This is a genomic window from Actinacidiphila guanduensis (assembly GCF_900103985.1).
In the GTDB taxonomy this organism is placed as follows: domain Bacteria; phylum Actinomycetota; class Actinomycetes; order Streptomycetales; family Streptomycetaceae; genus Actinacidiphila; species Actinacidiphila guanduensis.
The window spans coordinates 674,583-690,145 of the sequence record NZ_FNIE01000002.1 but is presented as its reverse complement, the minus strand read 5'-3'; the positions used below and the strand labels follow the sequence as shown (position 1 = coordinate 690,145).

Here is a 15,563-nt window from a genome sequence, read left to right as displayed (position 1 = left end):
CTTCTGCATACACCCACCCCCCGACACGCAGCGGCTCCCCCACCCCCGCACATACGCTCCAGGGCACCGCCCCCGCCCCGTGCGAACGCCCCACCGAACAACGCGGCGCACCGCTTCCCCCGAGCGGAGGGCCGGCTGAGCGGCACGGCACCCCATCGCCCACGCCGAACCGCGCGCAAAGAAATCACGGCACCCGTGCCGCTCACGGCAACGCCCGCGCACACAATCCAGGGCACCCTGCCGCCCACACCGAACCCGCCCACACAATCCACAGCACCCCGCAGCCCACCGAGAGCGGAAGGCAGCTGAGCGGCACGGCACCCCGCCACCCACGGCGAGCCCCGCGCGCACAAATTCGCGGCACTCCGCTCCCCCGCGTGCACGCCCGCCCGAACCCGCACCCCGCCCCACTTCCCCGCCGCACCCTCCGTACGGGGAGCCCCCGCCCACTTCCCCGCCACACCCTCCGTACAAGGGCCCCCGCCCCCAAGAAGCCGCCGCACCCTCCGTACGGGGAGCCCCGCCCCCAAGAAGCTGTCGCACCCTCCGTACAAGGGCCCCGGCCCTCCCCAAAAGGCCGCCCCGCCCTCCGTACGGCCCCGCCCTACAAGCTGAGGCGTTGGACCCCACGGGGGACCGCGCGCTGCTCAGGCGCGTCCGTGCCCGTCCAGCAGGAGCCGCGGCGGGCCAGGAGGCGGCGGAGCCAGATCTCCGTGGCGATGAGCTCGCCGAGGCCCTCCAGGGGGCCGACGGGGGTGTCGCCGGTGGCGGCCGAGCGCAGCGCCGAGCGCAGGACGCGGGCGTCGATGAGGCCGGCGTCGGCGAGCAGGGGCGCGTCGAAGAGTTCGAGGACGGGATCGATCGCCGCGCGCAGGCCGATCCGGGCGGCGGATGCGGCGGCCGCGCTGCCGGTGGAGGCGCCCCAGCCCGGCGGCAGCCCGTGGACGCCCGCGCCGGACAGGACGACGCGCAGGACGTCGGCCCGCGCGTTGGGCCGTACCCGCAGCGCGCCCGGCAGGGCCTGGCAGGCGCGGACCACCTGGTTGTCGAGGAAGGGCGCGTGCAGGCGCTGGCTGGGTACGGCCGCGGCCTGCTCCAGGACCCGGTAGTCGGCGGCGTGCCGGGCGAGCGCGGTGCGGGCCCGCCGCTCGCCGGGACGTTCCAGCGGCCAGGGGCGCCGGGCGGCGTCCTGGAGCCGTACCGACACCTCGGCCAGCGCCTCCCCGGTGAGCCAGCCCGCCGCGGGGCCCGGCCGCACCCACGCCATGGCGGCGAGCGAGGCCGACAGGGCGCCGCCGGGCGCGGGCTCGGCGCCGTTCGCCCAGCCGGGCCCGAAGTCGCGCCGCAGCAGCGCGGCCGCCGCGTCCTCCACGCCCTGCCGGTAGGGCGTACGGGCCAGCCGCCGGGCCGCGCGGTAGACGGTGACCGGCACGGTGACGGCGGTCAGCGGCCCGGTCAGCGCGCTGCCGCCGTCCGCCCGGGTCAGCGCGGCCACCGGCCGCAGCAGGTGCCGGCGGCGGCGGTCCATCAGCAGGTCGGCGAGGCGGGCGGGGTGGGCGTCGAGCACCTGGCGGGCGCCGTGGCCGATGAGGTGGTCCGCGCCGCCCGCGGCGAGCCGGCGCCGCTGCCGCTCGGCGGTGACGAGGGAGGGGCCGGGCTCGTCGGTCAGCGGGATGCCCATGCCGCCGGTGAGCAGGTCCGCGTACGGCAGCGCCTCGGCGCCGCCGGGGACGACGACGTGCCGCAGCCGCGGGTCGGCGGCCATCTCCCGGGCCCGCTCCAACTCCTCGGCGCGGCCCGGGCCTTCGGGGGCGCCGACGAGGTCGTTGAAGGTCACCGCGAGGAGCCGCTCGCCGGCCAGGGTCCCGGGCGCGCCCGGCAGCATCCCCGGCGCCCCCGGCAGTCCGGCGGCGAGCAGGGCGAGGGTGGCGGAGGCGCTGCCGCCGGAGAGGTCGGCGCCGATGCCGGGGGCGGGCGCCGCGTCCTCGGCGAGGGCGTCGGGGACGAAACGGGGCTGGGCCAGGCGGGCCCGTACCGCCTCGATCAGCGCGTCCTGGATGCCTTGAACGGCGGCCCGCGCGTCGGCCGCGCTGGTGGGCTGGTGGCCGACGGCGAGCGGCGCAGTGGGCTCGTATCCGGTGACTTCGGGTACGCCGTCGCGAAGGATCAGCGCGTGGCCGGGCGGCACCCGGCGCACCCCGAGGTACGGGGTGCCGTCGAGCAGGGCCTCGGGCGCGTCGGGGCAGGCCAGGGTGGCCGCGAGGTGGGTGACGTCGAGCCCGGCCTCGATCAGGTCGGCGAGCGGGAGGGCGGCCGTCGCGTACGCGGTGCCGCCCGACCAACGGGTGTGGAAGACCGGGCGGGCACCGGCGAGGTCGCCCAACACGGTGATACGGCGCCCGAGTTGCAGGACGGCGGTGTAACTCCCGGGCCAGGCCGTCACATGCCGCAGGGCGCCGCCCCGGGCGGCGACCAGGCCGCGCCGCAGCTCCGCGTCGCTCGCCCCGCACCGGCCGAGCACCGCCAGCCGGGCCACTCCGCCGTACGCGCCCGAACCGGCCCTGCCCGCCTGGCCGTTGAACACTCCGCCGGCACCGTACGAGCCCCCGCCGAGCAGCGCGCCCTCCGAACCATGCACGGGGGCGCGGCCGTTGGCACCGGCATCGGCGTGGACCACCCGCACCTCGTCGGGCCGCCAGTCGCCCACCGCCCACAGCGGATCGGACTCGCCCCACAGCAACTGGGCGCCGACGGGCTGGAGAGCGCGGGAGCGCGCACCCGGTACGGGACCCGCGGTGGCACTGCTCCACCCCACCAACCACCGCATCGCCGCCTCCACAGGCTGTGGACATCCGGCGCGGCCGCGGCGAGCGCCACTCCCCCGCTCCTGACCCGCCGGACCACCACGTCTGGACGTCCGGAAGACCCATGCTGCCACGTGAACGCGCGTGAGGAGGCGCATGGGTGCACCAAGGAGCGCCGGGTCGCGCACAAACCTCCCCCCACTGCCCCCCACGAGCCCCCACCCGAACCACCACGCCCACCCCCAAGGGGCGCGGGGGGGGTACCTCCCAGGCGAAGCCCTGGGGGACGGCCCGAGAAGAGACCACCGGCCTCACGACGGTATTCAACCCCCGTTGGGCAAACGAGAACCCGAAAGGGGCGCTGAGGGGTACCCCCAGGCGAAGCTCTGGGGGAGGAACGGCGCGCTCAACCGACCCCGGGCGGCAGCCACAACGCGCCCGAACCGCAACGGCGCCGTACCCCCTGGCGCGCCGCGAGGCGAGTTCGCGCCAATTCTCGACGGCACATGCCGCAGTTGATATGCCCATGCAGGGCGAATCACAGCGGTTCGCGGTGATCGGATACGGTCACGCACCGTCCACCGCGCCCCCGACACGTCCAGGAACGTGCTTTACAGAACGCCGCGGGGGGCCAACGGCCCGGGAGGCGTTCGGACGCCGCCCGGGCCGGTCCGCCGTCCGCGGGGATGGTGGCGGCGGAACCCCGTGGCCCGCCCCACCCCGTCATAGCCGCCTGCCGGGGCCGCGGGCCGACCCATGGCGCCCATGCAAGCGCCGCCGCACGGACCGGCACAGAGCGCACGGCCGGGCGCACGGCCACATATACCGGGAGCACACGCCGGATCGTGCGCGCATCGCTCCCGACGCCGCCACCGGCCGCCCCGGGCGGGCAGGACCCACCGGTGGTTTCCGGCCATCCGGCACAAGCCTCTTAACGGTCGGGATGCGGCGAACTACGCTGGGTGTACCCGGTTCGCACACGTACGCGCGGCTCGGGTGTCCGGCACACGCACCGCACCGGCCGCAGCCCGTCCACCGCGGTGGCTGAATCGGACTCCAGGGGAGGGCGACCCCCGCACCCCATGACAAGTCCAGGCCGGTCGGCCTGCCCCCAGCGGCATCACGAGGTGAACCGCAGTGAACAGAGAACACCGCGGGCCGAACGAGAGGCTCGGCACCCTTCTCGCCATGGCGGGCATCAGCAACGCCGGACTCGCCCGCAGGGTCAACGACCTGGGCGCACAACGGGGTCTGACGCTGCGTTATGACAAGACCTCGGTGGCCCGCTGGGTCACCAAGGGCATGGTGCCGCAGGGCGCCGCCCCCCATCTGATAGCCGCGGCGATCGGCAGCAAGCTCGGCCGGCCCGTCCCCCTGCACGAGATCGGGCTCGCCGACGCCGACCCGGCGCCGGAGGTCGGCCTCGCCTTCCCGCGGGACGTCGGCGAGGCGGTGAAATCGGCCACCGATCTGTGGCGGCTGGACCTCGCCGGGCGGCGCGGACCCGGCGGCGGGGGCATCTGGCAGTCGCTGGCCGGATCTTTCGCAGTGAGCGCTTACGTCACCCCCGCCTCACGCTGGCTCATCACGCCCGCCGACGCCACCGTGGCCCGCGACGACGCCGCCCCCGGCTCGACGCACGTCGGCCACACCGACGTCGCCAAGCTGCGCGAGGCCGCCGACGACGCCCGCCGCTGGGACTCCAAGTACGGCGGTGGCGACTGGCGTTCGGGCATGGTGCCGGAATGCCTGCGGGTGGAGGCGGCACCGCTGCTGCTCGGCTCCTACAGCGACGAGGTGGGCCGCGCCCTGTTCGGCGCCACCGCCGAACTCACCCGCCTCGCCGGGTGGATGGCCTTCGACACCGGTCAGCAGGAGGCCGCGCAGCGCTACTACATCCAGGCGCTGCGCCTGGCCCGCGCCGCCGCCGACGTGCCGCTGGGCGGATACGTCCTGGCATCGATGTCACTGCAGGCCACCTACCGCAACTTCGCCGACGAGGGCGTCGACCTCGCGCAGGCCGCCCTGGAGCGCAACCGCGGCCTGGCCACCGCGCGCACCATGAGCTTCTTCCACCTCGTCGAGGCCCGCGCCCACGCCAAGGCGGGCGAGGCCGCGGCCTGCGGGGCCTCCATCGCGGCCGCTGAGGCGCTGCTGGAGCGGGCCCGCGAGGGCGACGCCGATCCCAGCTGGCTCGGCTTCTACTCCTACGACCGGCTCGCCGCCGACGCCGCCGAGTGCTACCGCGATCTGCGCATTCCGCGCCAGGTGCAACGTTTCACCGAACAGGCGCTCGCCCGGCCCACCGAGGAGTTCGTCCGCTCGCACGGGCTGCGGCTGGTGGTCTCGGCGGTCGCCGAACTCGAGTCCGGGAATCTCGACGCGTGCTGCGCGGCGGGGGTGAAGGCCGTCGAGGTGGCAGGGCGGATCTCCTCCGCCCGCACCACCGAGTACGTCCGCGACCTCCTCCACCGCCTCGAGCCCTACAACGACGAGCCGCAGGTCCTCGACCTCCGCGAGCGGGCCCGGCCCCTGCTGGCCGCGCCCGCGTAGCGGGTACGGCTCCGCCTGCGGGTACGGGGGCGGCTTCTCGCCGTTGGGGTTCGCCCCCGTTGCCGCGTGCCGCACCGTCTGGGCTTGTCGCGCAGTTCCCCGCGCCCCTGTACAGCTTGCCCTTCACGCGCAAATCGAGCCCCGTACCCCATGGGCGCTGGGGGTACCTCCCATGCGAAGCTCTGGGGGAGGAACTGCGCGACCAGCCCAAGGCCGGGCTGCGGCCGGGGACGTGCAGAACCCCTACGGCGGGGAGCCGCCCCCCGCACCCAAGCGCGCGGCTGTCGGCGACGAGACAGCAACCCGAACGGCGAAGAGCCGTCCTCGCCTAAGCTCGCCGCATGAGCCGCACCCAGGACGTCACCGTGATCGGTGCGGGAATCGTCGGCCTCGCCACCGCGTACGCGATCACGCGGGCCGCGCCCGCCGCGAAGGTGACCGTGCTGGACAAGGAGGAAGGACCCGCGCGCCACCAGACGGGGCACAACAGCGGCGTGATCCACAGCGGCATCTACTACCCGCCCGGCAGCCTCAAGGCCCGCTACGCGCTGGCCGGCGCCGCCGAGACCCCCGCGTTCTGCGCGGCGCACGGTGTCCCCCACGCGGTCACCGGCAAGCTGATCGTGGCCACCGGGCCCGCCGAACTCCCCCGCCTGGAGGCCCTGGCCGCGCGCGGCCGCGAGCACGGCCTGGACGTCACCGAACTCGGCCCCGCCCAGATCGCCCGGTACGAGCCGCACGTCGCGGGGCTGGGCGCCCTGCACGTCGCCTCCACCGGTGTCTGCGACTTCCCCGCGATGGCCGCCGCGCTCGCCGAGGAGGTCACCGCCGCGGGCGGCACGATCCGCTACGGAGAAGCGGTGACCGCGCTGTCCACGGCCGGCACCCGGCGCGAGGAGGGTGCCGGCACGGGGGACCCGAGTGCGGACACCGGGGCCCGCCGGGACGAGAGCGGCGGCGTGGGCACCGTCCTGATCCGTACGTCCGGCGGAGCCGTCCGCAGCCGGGTGGTCGTCAACTGCGCCGGGCTGCACAGCGACCGCGTCGCGCGGATGGCCGGCCACCGGCCGGGGGCGCGGATCGTGCCGTTCCGCGGCGAGTTCTGGCAGCTCGCGCCCGAGCGGGCCGACCTCGTACGGGGGCTGGTCTACCCGGTGCCCGACCCGCGCTTCCCCTTCCTCGGCGTGCACCTGACCCGTGACGTGCACGGCCACGTGCACCTGGGTCCCAACGCCGTGCCCGCCGCCGCCCGCGAGGGCTACCGGCGCGGCACCGTACGGCTGCGCGACCTCGCCGGCACCGCGGCCTTCCCCGGCACCTGGCGCATCCTGCGCCGGCACTGGCGCGACGAGGCCGGCGAGGTGCGCCGCTCCCTGTCGAAGCGGGCGTTCACCGCCGCGGCCCGGCGGCTGCTGCCCGCCCTGCGCCCGGAGGACTTGCGGCCCGCCCCGGCCGGCGTACGGGCCCAGGCGCTGCTGCCGGACGGCACGCTCGTCGACGACTTCCTCTTCGCCGGCGAGGGTCCCTTCGTCCACGTCCTCAACGCGCCCTCCCCCGCGGCCACCGCGGCCCTGCCGATCGGCCGCGAGATCGCCCGGCGCGCCCTGGAGGCGCTGGAACGCGGCTGAGCGGGCACGGCGGCGCTTTGCGGGGCCCCGTACGGGGGGCCGTCCTGACAAGGAAGCCGCGCGGGCCCGTACGGCCGCGGCCGCCCGCAGGCAGCGCGCGGGGCTGTACGGGCAGAGTCGTACAGCGGGCGCCCCCGGGCACGCGGGGCCGTACGAGGCCAGCCGGCATGCAGGCGCCCCAGGCACACGAGACCGTACGGGCGGAGTCCCACGCACGCGGGCGCCCCGAGCACGCGGGGCCGTAGCAGCCCAGCCGGGCACGCAGACGCCGCCCCAGGCAAACGAGGCCGTACGCGCTGAGCCCCGCAGGGCCCCGCCCCCCTGTGACCTGCGCCTCGAAGGTCCGGCCCCGTACCCCCGTAGAATCGAGGCACTGTGTCCACTTCGCCTGCCTCCACCCCGACCGCCGCCCGGATGTTCCCCGAGGGGCCCGCGCCCGATCCCGCGGGCTCGCGCGGCGAGCACCGCATCCGCTCCTTCCACGCCCGGCGGGGCCGCATCACGCCCGCCCAGGCCGCCGCCATCGCGCGGCACTGGGACCGCTGGGGCGTCGAACTGGACGGCTCTCCACTCGACCTCGCCGCCCTGTTCGGGGTGCCCGAGCCGCGCGTGGTCGTGGAGATCGGCTTCGGCATGGGCGACGCCACCGCGCAGATGGCGGCCGCGGACCCCTCGACCGGCATCCTCGCCGTCGATGTCCACACCCCCGGGCAGGGCAACCTGCTGGCGCTCGCGGACCGGATGGGCCTGGCGAACCTGCGGATCGGCAACGGCGACGCGATCGTGCTGCTGCGCGACATGCTGCCGCCGGCGAGCCTGTCGGGCCTGCGGGTGTACTTCCCCGACCCCTGGCCCAAGACCCGCCACCACAAACGGCGGCTGATCCAGCCGGAGTTCCTCGCCCTGGTGACGCCGCTGCTGCGGCCCGGCGCGGTGCTGCACTGCGCGACCGACTGGGAGCCCTACGCCGAGCAGATGCTCCAGGTGCTGACAGCGGCCCCGGGCCTGGCCAACCTGCACGACGGTTTCGCCCCGCGACCGGACTTCCGGCCGATGACGAAGTTCGAGCGGCAGGGCCTCGCGAAGGGCCACGTGGTGCGCGACCTGCTCTTCGAGCGGGTCCGGCCGGCCTTCTGACCGGCTCTGCCGGGTTCGTCCGTACTCTCGCGCGGCGCACCCCCGCCCCCGTACTGTCGCAGGGTGACGACCTACTCGTACCCGTCCGCGTCGGGCTCCCCCGCCGCAAGCGGGCCGGCCGAGCCGGCCACGGTGCACTACGGGCCGCGCCGCTCCTTCCGGGAGAGCCGGGCGGTGCGGACGGGTGCGCTCTTCACCGCGCTCGCCGTGTGCGGGGTGGTCATCCTCGCGGTGGTGCGCCACCACATCGGCACCGAGCCCTTCCTGGTGGGGCTTGCGCTGGCGATCGTGCCGGTGCCGCTGATCGGCTGGGCCTACCTGTGGTTCGACCATGTGGCGCCCAGCCCGTGGCAGAACGTCGCCTTCGCCTTCTCCTGGGGCGCCTGCGCGGCGACCCTGGTGGCGATCTTCGCCAACGAGTACGGGGCGAAACTGCTCGCCTCGACCTTCTCCGCCACGCCCACGCAATCCGACCAGTGGGGCGCGATGTTCGTCGCGCCACTGGTGGAGGAGACCGCGAAGGGCACGGCGCTGCTGCTGCTGTTCCTGCTGCGGCGGCGGCACATCGAGTCGCTGGTGGACGGGATCGTGCTGGCCGGGCTCACCGCGACCGGCTTCGCCTTCACCGAGAACATCCTCTACCTCGGCACGGCCTTCAACGAGGACAAGGCACTCGGCGGGGACGGGGTCGGCACCACCGCGGCGACCTTCGTGGTGCGGGTGCTGATGACGCCCTTCGCGCACCCGCTCTTCACCTCGATGACCGGGATCGGCTTCGCGCTCGCGGCAGTTGTCCGGCCCGGGGTGCGGTGGCGCTGGCGCTGGCTGCCGCCGGTGGCGGGCTGGCTGCTGGCGATGGTGCTGCACGGGACGTGGAACGGCACCTCGGAGCTGTCGCCGGTGGGGTTCCTGACGGTGTACTTCTCGGTGATGGTGCCGGTGTTCGGGCTGGTGGTGTGGCTGGCCTTCTGGGCGCGGGCGAACGAACTGCGCACGGTGCGGCGGCACCTGGCGGTGTACGCGGCCGCGGGCTGGCTGCCGGTGGGGGAGCCGGCCGCGCTTGCCTCGATGCAGGTACGGGCCGAAGCCCGCCGGGTGGCGCGGCGCCTGCACGGCGAGGCGGCCGCCCGGGCGGTGCGCGACTACATCGCCTTCGCCACGCACCTCGCCTTCCTGCGCGCGGCCGCCGTACGCGGCGCCCCGGGCCCCGACTTCGCGGCCCGCGAGTCCGAACTCCTCGCCCACATCTGGCACCGCAAGACCTGGGCCCGCCCGGCCCTGGCCGCCGCCTACCTCGCCACGAACGCCCCCCGCACCTGGCCCACCCCACCCCCCGCGCCCCCACCGCCCTTCCCCCACCCCCGCCCCACCTGGCAGTCCCCCACCCCCGGCAAACACCTCTGAAAACGCCGCCGGGCCGACGTGCGTGCCAGGGCGAGCGGTTCCAGGCGGACGATGGGTGCATGACCTATGCGCGGTTCCACGCCGTCGCCGAAGAGCTCGCCAGGCTTGCTCCCGACGACATCCGCGGCTACGAGATCACGGGCGAGGGCATCGTCTTGACGGCGTGGCCGTCGCGGCCGCACGAAGGCGCCGTTCTGCGCGTCCGCCGGGAGTTGGCCCAGCACCTCGGCCCCTCGCTCATCGCCGCCGCGGGCGCCGCGGTGGAGAACGCATCCGTGGGAAGGCTGCGGCGGCCCGACGTGATCGTCATGCCGTACGGCCTGTCCACCAAGCCCACAACGGGACCCTTCCACCCCGACGACGTGACCCTGGTCGTGGACGTCGTCCCGCCCTCGGGCCACGGCTGCGCAACGAGGACCGGCGACTACTCGGCCATGGGAATCGAGGTCTACCTCCTGGTCGACCCCCGTCGCAGCACGCTCTCCGTCTTCACGGACCCGGGCCCTCACCCCGACGGGCCGCGTTACCGGGCCCGGCACGACTACGTCTTCGGCGACGACGTCAGCGTCGGGCCGTGGAAGCTGCGGACGACGGAGCTGCGCCCGTATCCCACGTCCGAGTAGCCCGCGCGCGGACCGGGCAGCGAAAGACCGGCGGCCCCGGCGCAGGGGGGGTGGGCGCCGGGGCCGCCGGGGCGGGGGGTGGTGCTGGGGGGCTTCGGGTCAGACGGTGACGTCGTGGGCGCGGAGCCAGGGGAGGGGGTCGATCGGGGCGGCGCCGGCGGGGCGGACCTCCAGGTGGAGGTGGGGCGCCGGGACGTTGCCCGTGGCGCCCACGCGGCCGACGGTGTCGCCGGTGGTGACGCGGCCCTCGGTGGCGACCATCGTGGACAGGTGGCAGTACCAGAGCTCAGTGCCGTCGTCGAGGGTGAGCACGACGCGGTAGCCGTAGGCGCCGGCCCAGCCCGCTGAGGTGATGGTGCCGCCGTGGACGGCGTGCACGGGGGTGCCGGTCGGCGCGGCGAAGTCCTGGCCGGTGTGGAGGTTGGACCACGGGTCTGCCTCGCCGAAGCCCGCGCCCAGCGTGCAGGAGACGACCGGCTTGATGTAGGAGGCGGCCAGCCGCTCCAGCCGCTCGGCCTCCGCGCGGGCGGCGGCCTCGGCCTCGGCCCGCGCCTTCTCCTCGGCGGCGGCCTTGGCGGCGGCGGCCTGCTCGCGCACCCGGCGCTCGGCGGCCTCGCGGGCGGCCTGCGCGGCGGCGGCCTTCTCCGCGGCCTCGCGCTCGGCACGGGCGGCGGCCTCGCGCTGGGCGGCGACCTCGCCGAGCAGGCGCGCGCACAGCGCGGCACCGGGGTCGGCGGGCGCGGGCAGCGTGGGCACAGCGGCCGTGACGGGCTCGGCCGGCTCGGCAATGGGCGCCTCCGGCACGGCAGTCGGAGCCGGGGAGGGGGCGGCCGCGGGCGCGAGCGCCGTGGGGTCGTAGGTCGGCACGCCGGTCAGCCGGGTGCCGGGGCCCGCGTCGGGCAGGGCTATCGGCGCGGGCTGGGCCGGCGGCAGCGGCTGCTTGGCGGGTGCGGGGGCCAGCCCCGCGGCGCCGGACCCGGCCATCGCGGCGAACGCCGGGGCGGGGATGCGCTGCTGGGGGAGGCGGAAGTCCTCGCGCTCCTGGACGGTGTCGCCCTCGGGGCGGGCGGGCGCGTAGGCAAGCTGGTCGGACGCCACGACGGGCGCTCTCCTTTCCTTCCCTCTCGCCTACCGGGTTAGCTGACGGGTTCGGAGGAAGAAGGTCTCCTACGGGCCTGGCTACTGCCCGATTCACCCCATGTTCTCGGGTCCCCGGTTCCCGCGGACGGGATTCGGCAAGCGCGCGGTCCGCCGTCCTGGCGGCGGCGGTGACGACCGCGCTGCGTTATCGAACGTTAATAGAGCCGGGGGCGTTTTCCAAGCCGAATCCGAGAGTTGGCCGCCGGAACAAATCGCACATGACGTGCCCAGAGCGGGCAAGACCGTCATCCGACGTGGCCGGGCGGTGATGTGAGCGTGCATCAGTCGTTATCGGAACGGGTCGCTGTTGCTACGTTGGGTGAGCGGGCGATCCCGGAATGCGGCCGCCCGGACCCCGTCCGACACCCTCTCGGCCTTCAACCGCCACCGGTATGGACCTGTGCCGGTGCGCGAACCGCTTGGCACGCCCCCATCCCGGACCGCACGATCGTTGTTGTCATGAACTCGACGCCACCGCGACGCCCCAGGGAGCCCCTCGTCATGGAACGCCCCAGCAGCTCGTCCGGTCCCGAACTCCCCCGCACCGCCTCCCCGTCCGGCCCCGCCCGCAGATCGCTGCTGCGCGGCGGCCTCGCCCTCGGCGCCGCGGCCGGCGCCGCCCTCGCCGGCGACCTGTGGACCGCGGGCACCGCCTCGGCCGCCACCGTGGACTACCCCGGCGCCACCTGGGCCCCGGCCAGCACCGCCAACTACACCGCCGCCAACCGCCCTTCGACCTACCCGATCAACCTCGTGGTGATCCACGTCACCCAGGAGACCTTCGCCGACACCATCTCCCTCTTCCAGGACCCCGCCCACGCGGCCTGCGCGCACTACGTGGTCCGCTCCGCCGACGGCGCCATCGACCAGTGCGTGCGCGAGCACGACGTCGCCTGGCACGCGGGCAACTGGGACTACAACACCCGCAGCATCGGCATCGAACACGAGGGGTACGTGGACGACCCCTCGTGGTTCACCACGGCGATGTACCACGCGTCCGCGGCCCTGACCGCCGAGATCTGCACCAAGTACGGCATCCCGAAGGACCGCGAGCACATCATCGGCCACGTCGAGGTGCCCGGCACCGACCACACGGACCCGGGCCCGAACTGGGACTGGGTGCGCTACATCCGCCTGGTCAACGGCGGCTGAGACGGGTCACGGAGGGGCCGTGCGCCGGCCGGAACGGCTGCGGGCAGGGGCCCTGCGCTGGCTGGACGGCTGTGGGCCGGGGCCCTGTGCTGGCTGAACGGCTGTGGGCCGGGCTGTGTGAGCCGGTTGACGGCTGTGCCGGCAAGGCGGCGGGCCGGTTGTACGGCTGTGTGCCGGTGCGCGGCCCCCTCACCGTCGCGGCCCACGAGCCGCCCCGTACCCGCCGCGACCCGCGGCCCCTTCACCGCTCCAGCGGGAACATCGCCGCGAGCCGCGGCAGCCGCCGCGCCGCCTCGGCCTCGTCGCGCGCGCTCCAGCGGTGGCCCCGCGGCAGCAGCGGGGCGGGCCGCAGGCCCTCCTCATCCAGCACGCGGCGGGCCGCGCGGTAGAAGGCGTCGCCGCCGTCCTCGAAGCCCCCGGCCGCCGCCTCGTACGCCCGGGCCGGCAGCGCGGTGAGCAGCTCCCAGCCGGGGCGGTCGGCGGGCGGCCAGTCGGGGCGCGGCAGCCGGGCGAGCCGGCGCACCTCGGGGGCGAGGGCGAGGACGTCCGGGTCGGCGACGGCGGCCTCGAAGACCGGCCGGCCCAGGCCCAGCAGCCAGCACTGGAAGAAGCAGAAGCTCTGGTCGGAGCACCAGGTGCCCAGGATGCGGTCGGCCGCCGCCCACAGGTTCCAGCTGAGCGACTCGCCGAGCAGGTGGTCCAGGCACGCCTGGAAGCGGACGATCCCGTCCGGGGGCTGCCGGGAGAGGGTGTCGAGCAGCCACGCGTCCCGGGCGCAGCCACCGAGCCCCTGCCGCCTGCAGTCCTCGACGAGTGTCCACAGGGTGTCGGTCAGCATGCCTGGGACTATGCCAGGGGCTCCTTTGCGCGCCATCGTAATTCCGCCTGCCGGACGGGTGGTTGACCCAGCGTCAGCGGGGTGTACGCGCCGGCTGTCGGTGCACGGTCAGCGCGGGTACGGACGGTCGCACGCGGGGGTACGGACGGGAACAGCGCCGTACGGACGCGGCCGCCACCGTACGACGCGGCCCCGCCCGTACTCATCCTGCGGCCCAAGTGGCCTACGGCGCCGCCGGCTTCGGGGTGCCCACCACCATCCAGTCCAGCACCTGCGTGCTCTGCAGGTACACCAGCAGGCACATGAAAGCGACGAAGACCACGCTCCACAGGAACACCCGGCGGAAGATGACCCCTTCGCGGCCCTGGTAGCCGACGGCCGCCGCCGCGATGGCCAGGTTCTGCGGGGAGATCATCTTGCCGAGCACGCCACCGGAGGAGTTGGCCGCGGCCATCAGCAGCGGGGACAGACCCGCCTGGTGGGCGGCGGTGACCTGGAGGGTGCCGAAGAGGGAGTTGGAGGAGGTGTCGGAGCCGGTGACGGCGGTGCCGAGCCAGCCGAGCAGCGGGGAGAGCAGGGCGAAGGCGCCGCCCGCGCCGGCCGCCCACAGGCCCAGGGTGGTGGTCTCGCCGGACTCGTTCATGATGTAGCCGAGCGCGAGCACGAGCATCACGGTGAGCACGGCGAACTTCAGCTGGTCCAGGGTGCGTCCGTAGGCGGCCAGCGCCCGGCGGGCGCCGACGCCGAGCAGCGCCATGCTGAGCAGTCCGGAGATGAGCAGCAGACTGCCCGCCGCCGAGAGGTAGTTGAGCTTGAAGGTGGTGGCCACGGCGTTGCCGTCGGCGTTGGTGATGTGCAGACCGGGCCAGTTGACGATCCGGGTCACGGACTCGATGCCGGTGCCGGAGGCGCCGGGCTTGGCCGGCGGCTTGCCGGTGATCGCCGGGACGCGGGTGGCGAGCACGAACACCACGATGATGGCCAGGTAGGGCGCGTACGCGCGGAAGACGTCCAACCGCGAGTCGGCGGGCGCGGGTTCGGGTCCGGATTCCACCCGGGTGAGCACCATGGCGTCGGTGTGCCCACCGCCTGCCGCGGGCCCGCCGCCCGTTCCGCCCACCGGGACCGTACCGCCGTCTCCCGCGGGCGGGTTGGCGCCCGTGCCGCCCGGCTCCTCGTCGGTGTCGCTCTCCTGGTAGGGCTCGGCCGCGTGCCACACGCGGGTCAGGGCGAGCAGGGCGAGCGCGGAGGCGAGCGCGGCGATGATGTCGGCAAGCTGCACCGACCAGAAGTTCGAGGCCAGGTACTGGAAGACGGCGAAGACCACCCCGCACAGCACCGCCGGCTGCCAGGTCTGCCGCAGCCCGCGCCGGCCGTCGACGATGAAGACCAGCGCCAGCGGCACGAAGAGGGCCAGCACCGGGGTCTGCCGGCCGACCATGGAGCCCAGGTCGTCCACGGGCATCCCGGTGACGCCGGCGAGCGTGGTGATCGGCACGGCGATGGCACCGAAGGCGACGGGCGCCGTGTTGGCGACCAGCGCCACCGTCGCGGCCTTGAGCGGCCGGAAGCCCAGCGCTATCAGCATCACCGAGCACATGGCGACCGGCGTGCCGAATCCGGCGAGGGCCTCCATGAGCGCGCCGAAGCAGAAGGCGATGATGACCGCCTGCACCCGCTGGTCGTCGCTGACGGAGGCGAACGAGCGGCGCAGCACGTCGAAGTGGCCGGTCTGCACGGTGAGGTTGTGGACCCAGATCGCGTTGATGACGATCCACATGATCGGGAAGAAGCCGAACGCGGCGCCGAGCAGGCCGCTGTCGAAGGCGTCGCCGGCCGGCATCGAGTAGACGGTGATGGCGAGCAGGAGCGCGACGGCGAGCCCGATCAGCGAGGCGAGCCAGGCTCTCATCCGCAGCACGCCGAGCAGGACGAAGAGCACGAGCAGCGGCAGTACGGCGATCAGTGAGGACCAGCCGAGCGAGTCGCCGACCGGGCGGTAGTCCTGCTGGTAGGAGGCGAGGTGGACGAGACCGGGCAGGCCCGGGTGGCCGGGCGGGGCGGCCGGGGCGAGGGCGGAGTGCACGGCGAGGGACATGGGGGACCTCTTCGTTCGGGTGCGAGCGGTGCCGTGAAGTGGGGGGATGCGCGGGCGCTGGGTGAAGGGGGTTCCGGGTGCGGGGATTTCCTGGTGCGGGGGCTCCGGATACGGGGGCCAGGCCCTGCGGCAGCGGGGTTCCGCGGGGTCGACGTGGGCGGGGGCGGTGCTTCGGGTGCGTACGGG

General features: G+C 75.0%; 10 protein-coding genes and 1 riboswitch. Of the genes, 6 read left to right on the top strand and 4 right to left on the bottom strand.

Features of this window, described 5'->3' with window-relative positions:
- Positions 1–604: 604 nt before the first annotated feature.
- The gene (locus BLR33_RS06245) at positions 605–2,827 is read right to left on the bottom strand and encodes an asparagine synthase-related protein (RefSeq protein ID WP_093783208.1); all 2,223 of its coding nucleotides are present in this window, start codon (positions 2,825–2,827) and stop codon (positions 605–607) included.
- A 1,114-nt stretch (positions 2,828–3,941) separates the two neighbouring features.
- On the opposite strand from BLR33_RS06245, the gene BLR33_RS06240 reads away from it, so the two are divergent.
- The 5 genes from BLR33_RS06240 (at position 3,942) to BLR33_RS06220 (ending at position 10,149) form a co-directional block, all read left to right on the top strand.
- Positions 3,942–5,357, top strand: coding sequence for an MFS transporter (locus tag BLR33_RS06240; RefSeq protein WP_093783207.1), 1,416 nt, complete (start codon positions 3,942–3,944; stop codon positions 5,355–5,357).
- Positions 5,358–5,698: 341 nt separating this feature from the next.
- The gene (locus tag BLR33_RS06235) at positions 5,699–6,985 is read left to right on the top strand and encodes an L-2-hydroxyglutarate oxidase (protein ID WP_093783206.1); all 1,287 of its coding nucleotides are present in this window, start codon (positions 5,699–5,701) and stop codon (positions 6,983–6,985) included.
- A gap of 375 nt (positions 6,986–7,360) precedes the next feature.
- The gene (trmB, locus tag BLR33_RS06230) at positions 7,361–8,122 is read left to right on the top strand and encodes a tRNA (guanosine(46)-N7)-methyltransferase TrmB (RefSeq protein WP_407639639.1); all 762 of its coding nucleotides are present in this window, start codon (positions 7,361–7,363) and stop codon (positions 8,120–8,122) included.
- 63 nt (positions 8,123–8,185) lie between these two features.
- A complete protein-coding gene (locus BLR33_RS06225) occupies positions 8,186–9,526 on the top strand; it encodes a PrsW family intramembrane metalloprotease (protein WP_093783205.1) in 1,341 nt (446 codons plus the stop codon).
- 59 nt (positions 9,527–9,585) lie between these two features.
- A complete protein-coding gene (locus tag BLR33_RS06220) occupies positions 9,586–10,149 on the top strand; it encodes a Uma2 family endonuclease (protein WP_093783204.1) in 564 nt (187 codons plus the stop codon).
- Positions 10,150–10,248: 99 nt separating this feature from the next.
- Here the strand turns inward: BLR33_RS06220 and BLR33_RS06215 are convergent, their stop codons facing one another.
- Positions 10,249–11,247 carry a M23 family metallopeptidase gene (locus BLR33_RS06215; protein ID WP_245771187.1) on the bottom strand — a complete coding sequence of 333 codons (999 nt, stop codon included), beginning with the start codon at positions 11,245–11,247 and terminating at the stop codon, positions 10,249–10,251.
- Positions 11,248–11,259: 12 nt separating this feature from the next.
- A riboswitch (cyclic di-AMP (ydaO/yuaA leader) is annotated at positions 11,260–11,397 on the bottom strand.
- Positions 11,398–11,790: 393 nt separating this feature from the next.
- Between BLR33_RS06215 and BLR33_RS06210 the strand changes: the two genes are divergently transcribed.
- Entirely contained in the window at positions 11,791–12,441 is a 651-nt protein-coding gene (locus tag BLR33_RS06210) for an N-acetylmuramoyl-L-alanine amidase (protein WP_093783203.1), read from the top strand.
- A 241-nt stretch (positions 12,442–12,682) separates the two neighbouring features.
- Here BLR33_RS06210 and BLR33_RS06205 read toward each other — a convergent pair whose 3' ends face one another.
- Both BLR33_RS06205 and BLR33_RS06200 read right to left on the bottom strand, forming a co-directional pair.
- Complete coding sequence (locus BLR33_RS06205) at positions 12,683–13,279, bottom strand: DUF4240 domain-containing protein (protein WP_176930148.1); 597 nt, start codon at positions 13,277–13,279, stop codon at positions 12,683–12,685.
- A gap of 223 nt (positions 13,280–13,502) precedes the next feature.
- Positions 13,503–15,377 (bottom strand): L-lactate permease, encoded by a 1,875-nt coding sequence (locus BLR33_RS06200; protein ID WP_093783201.1) that lies wholly within the window; start codon positions 15,375–15,377, stop codon positions 13,503–13,505.
- Positions 15,378–15,563 lie beyond the last annotated feature (186 nt).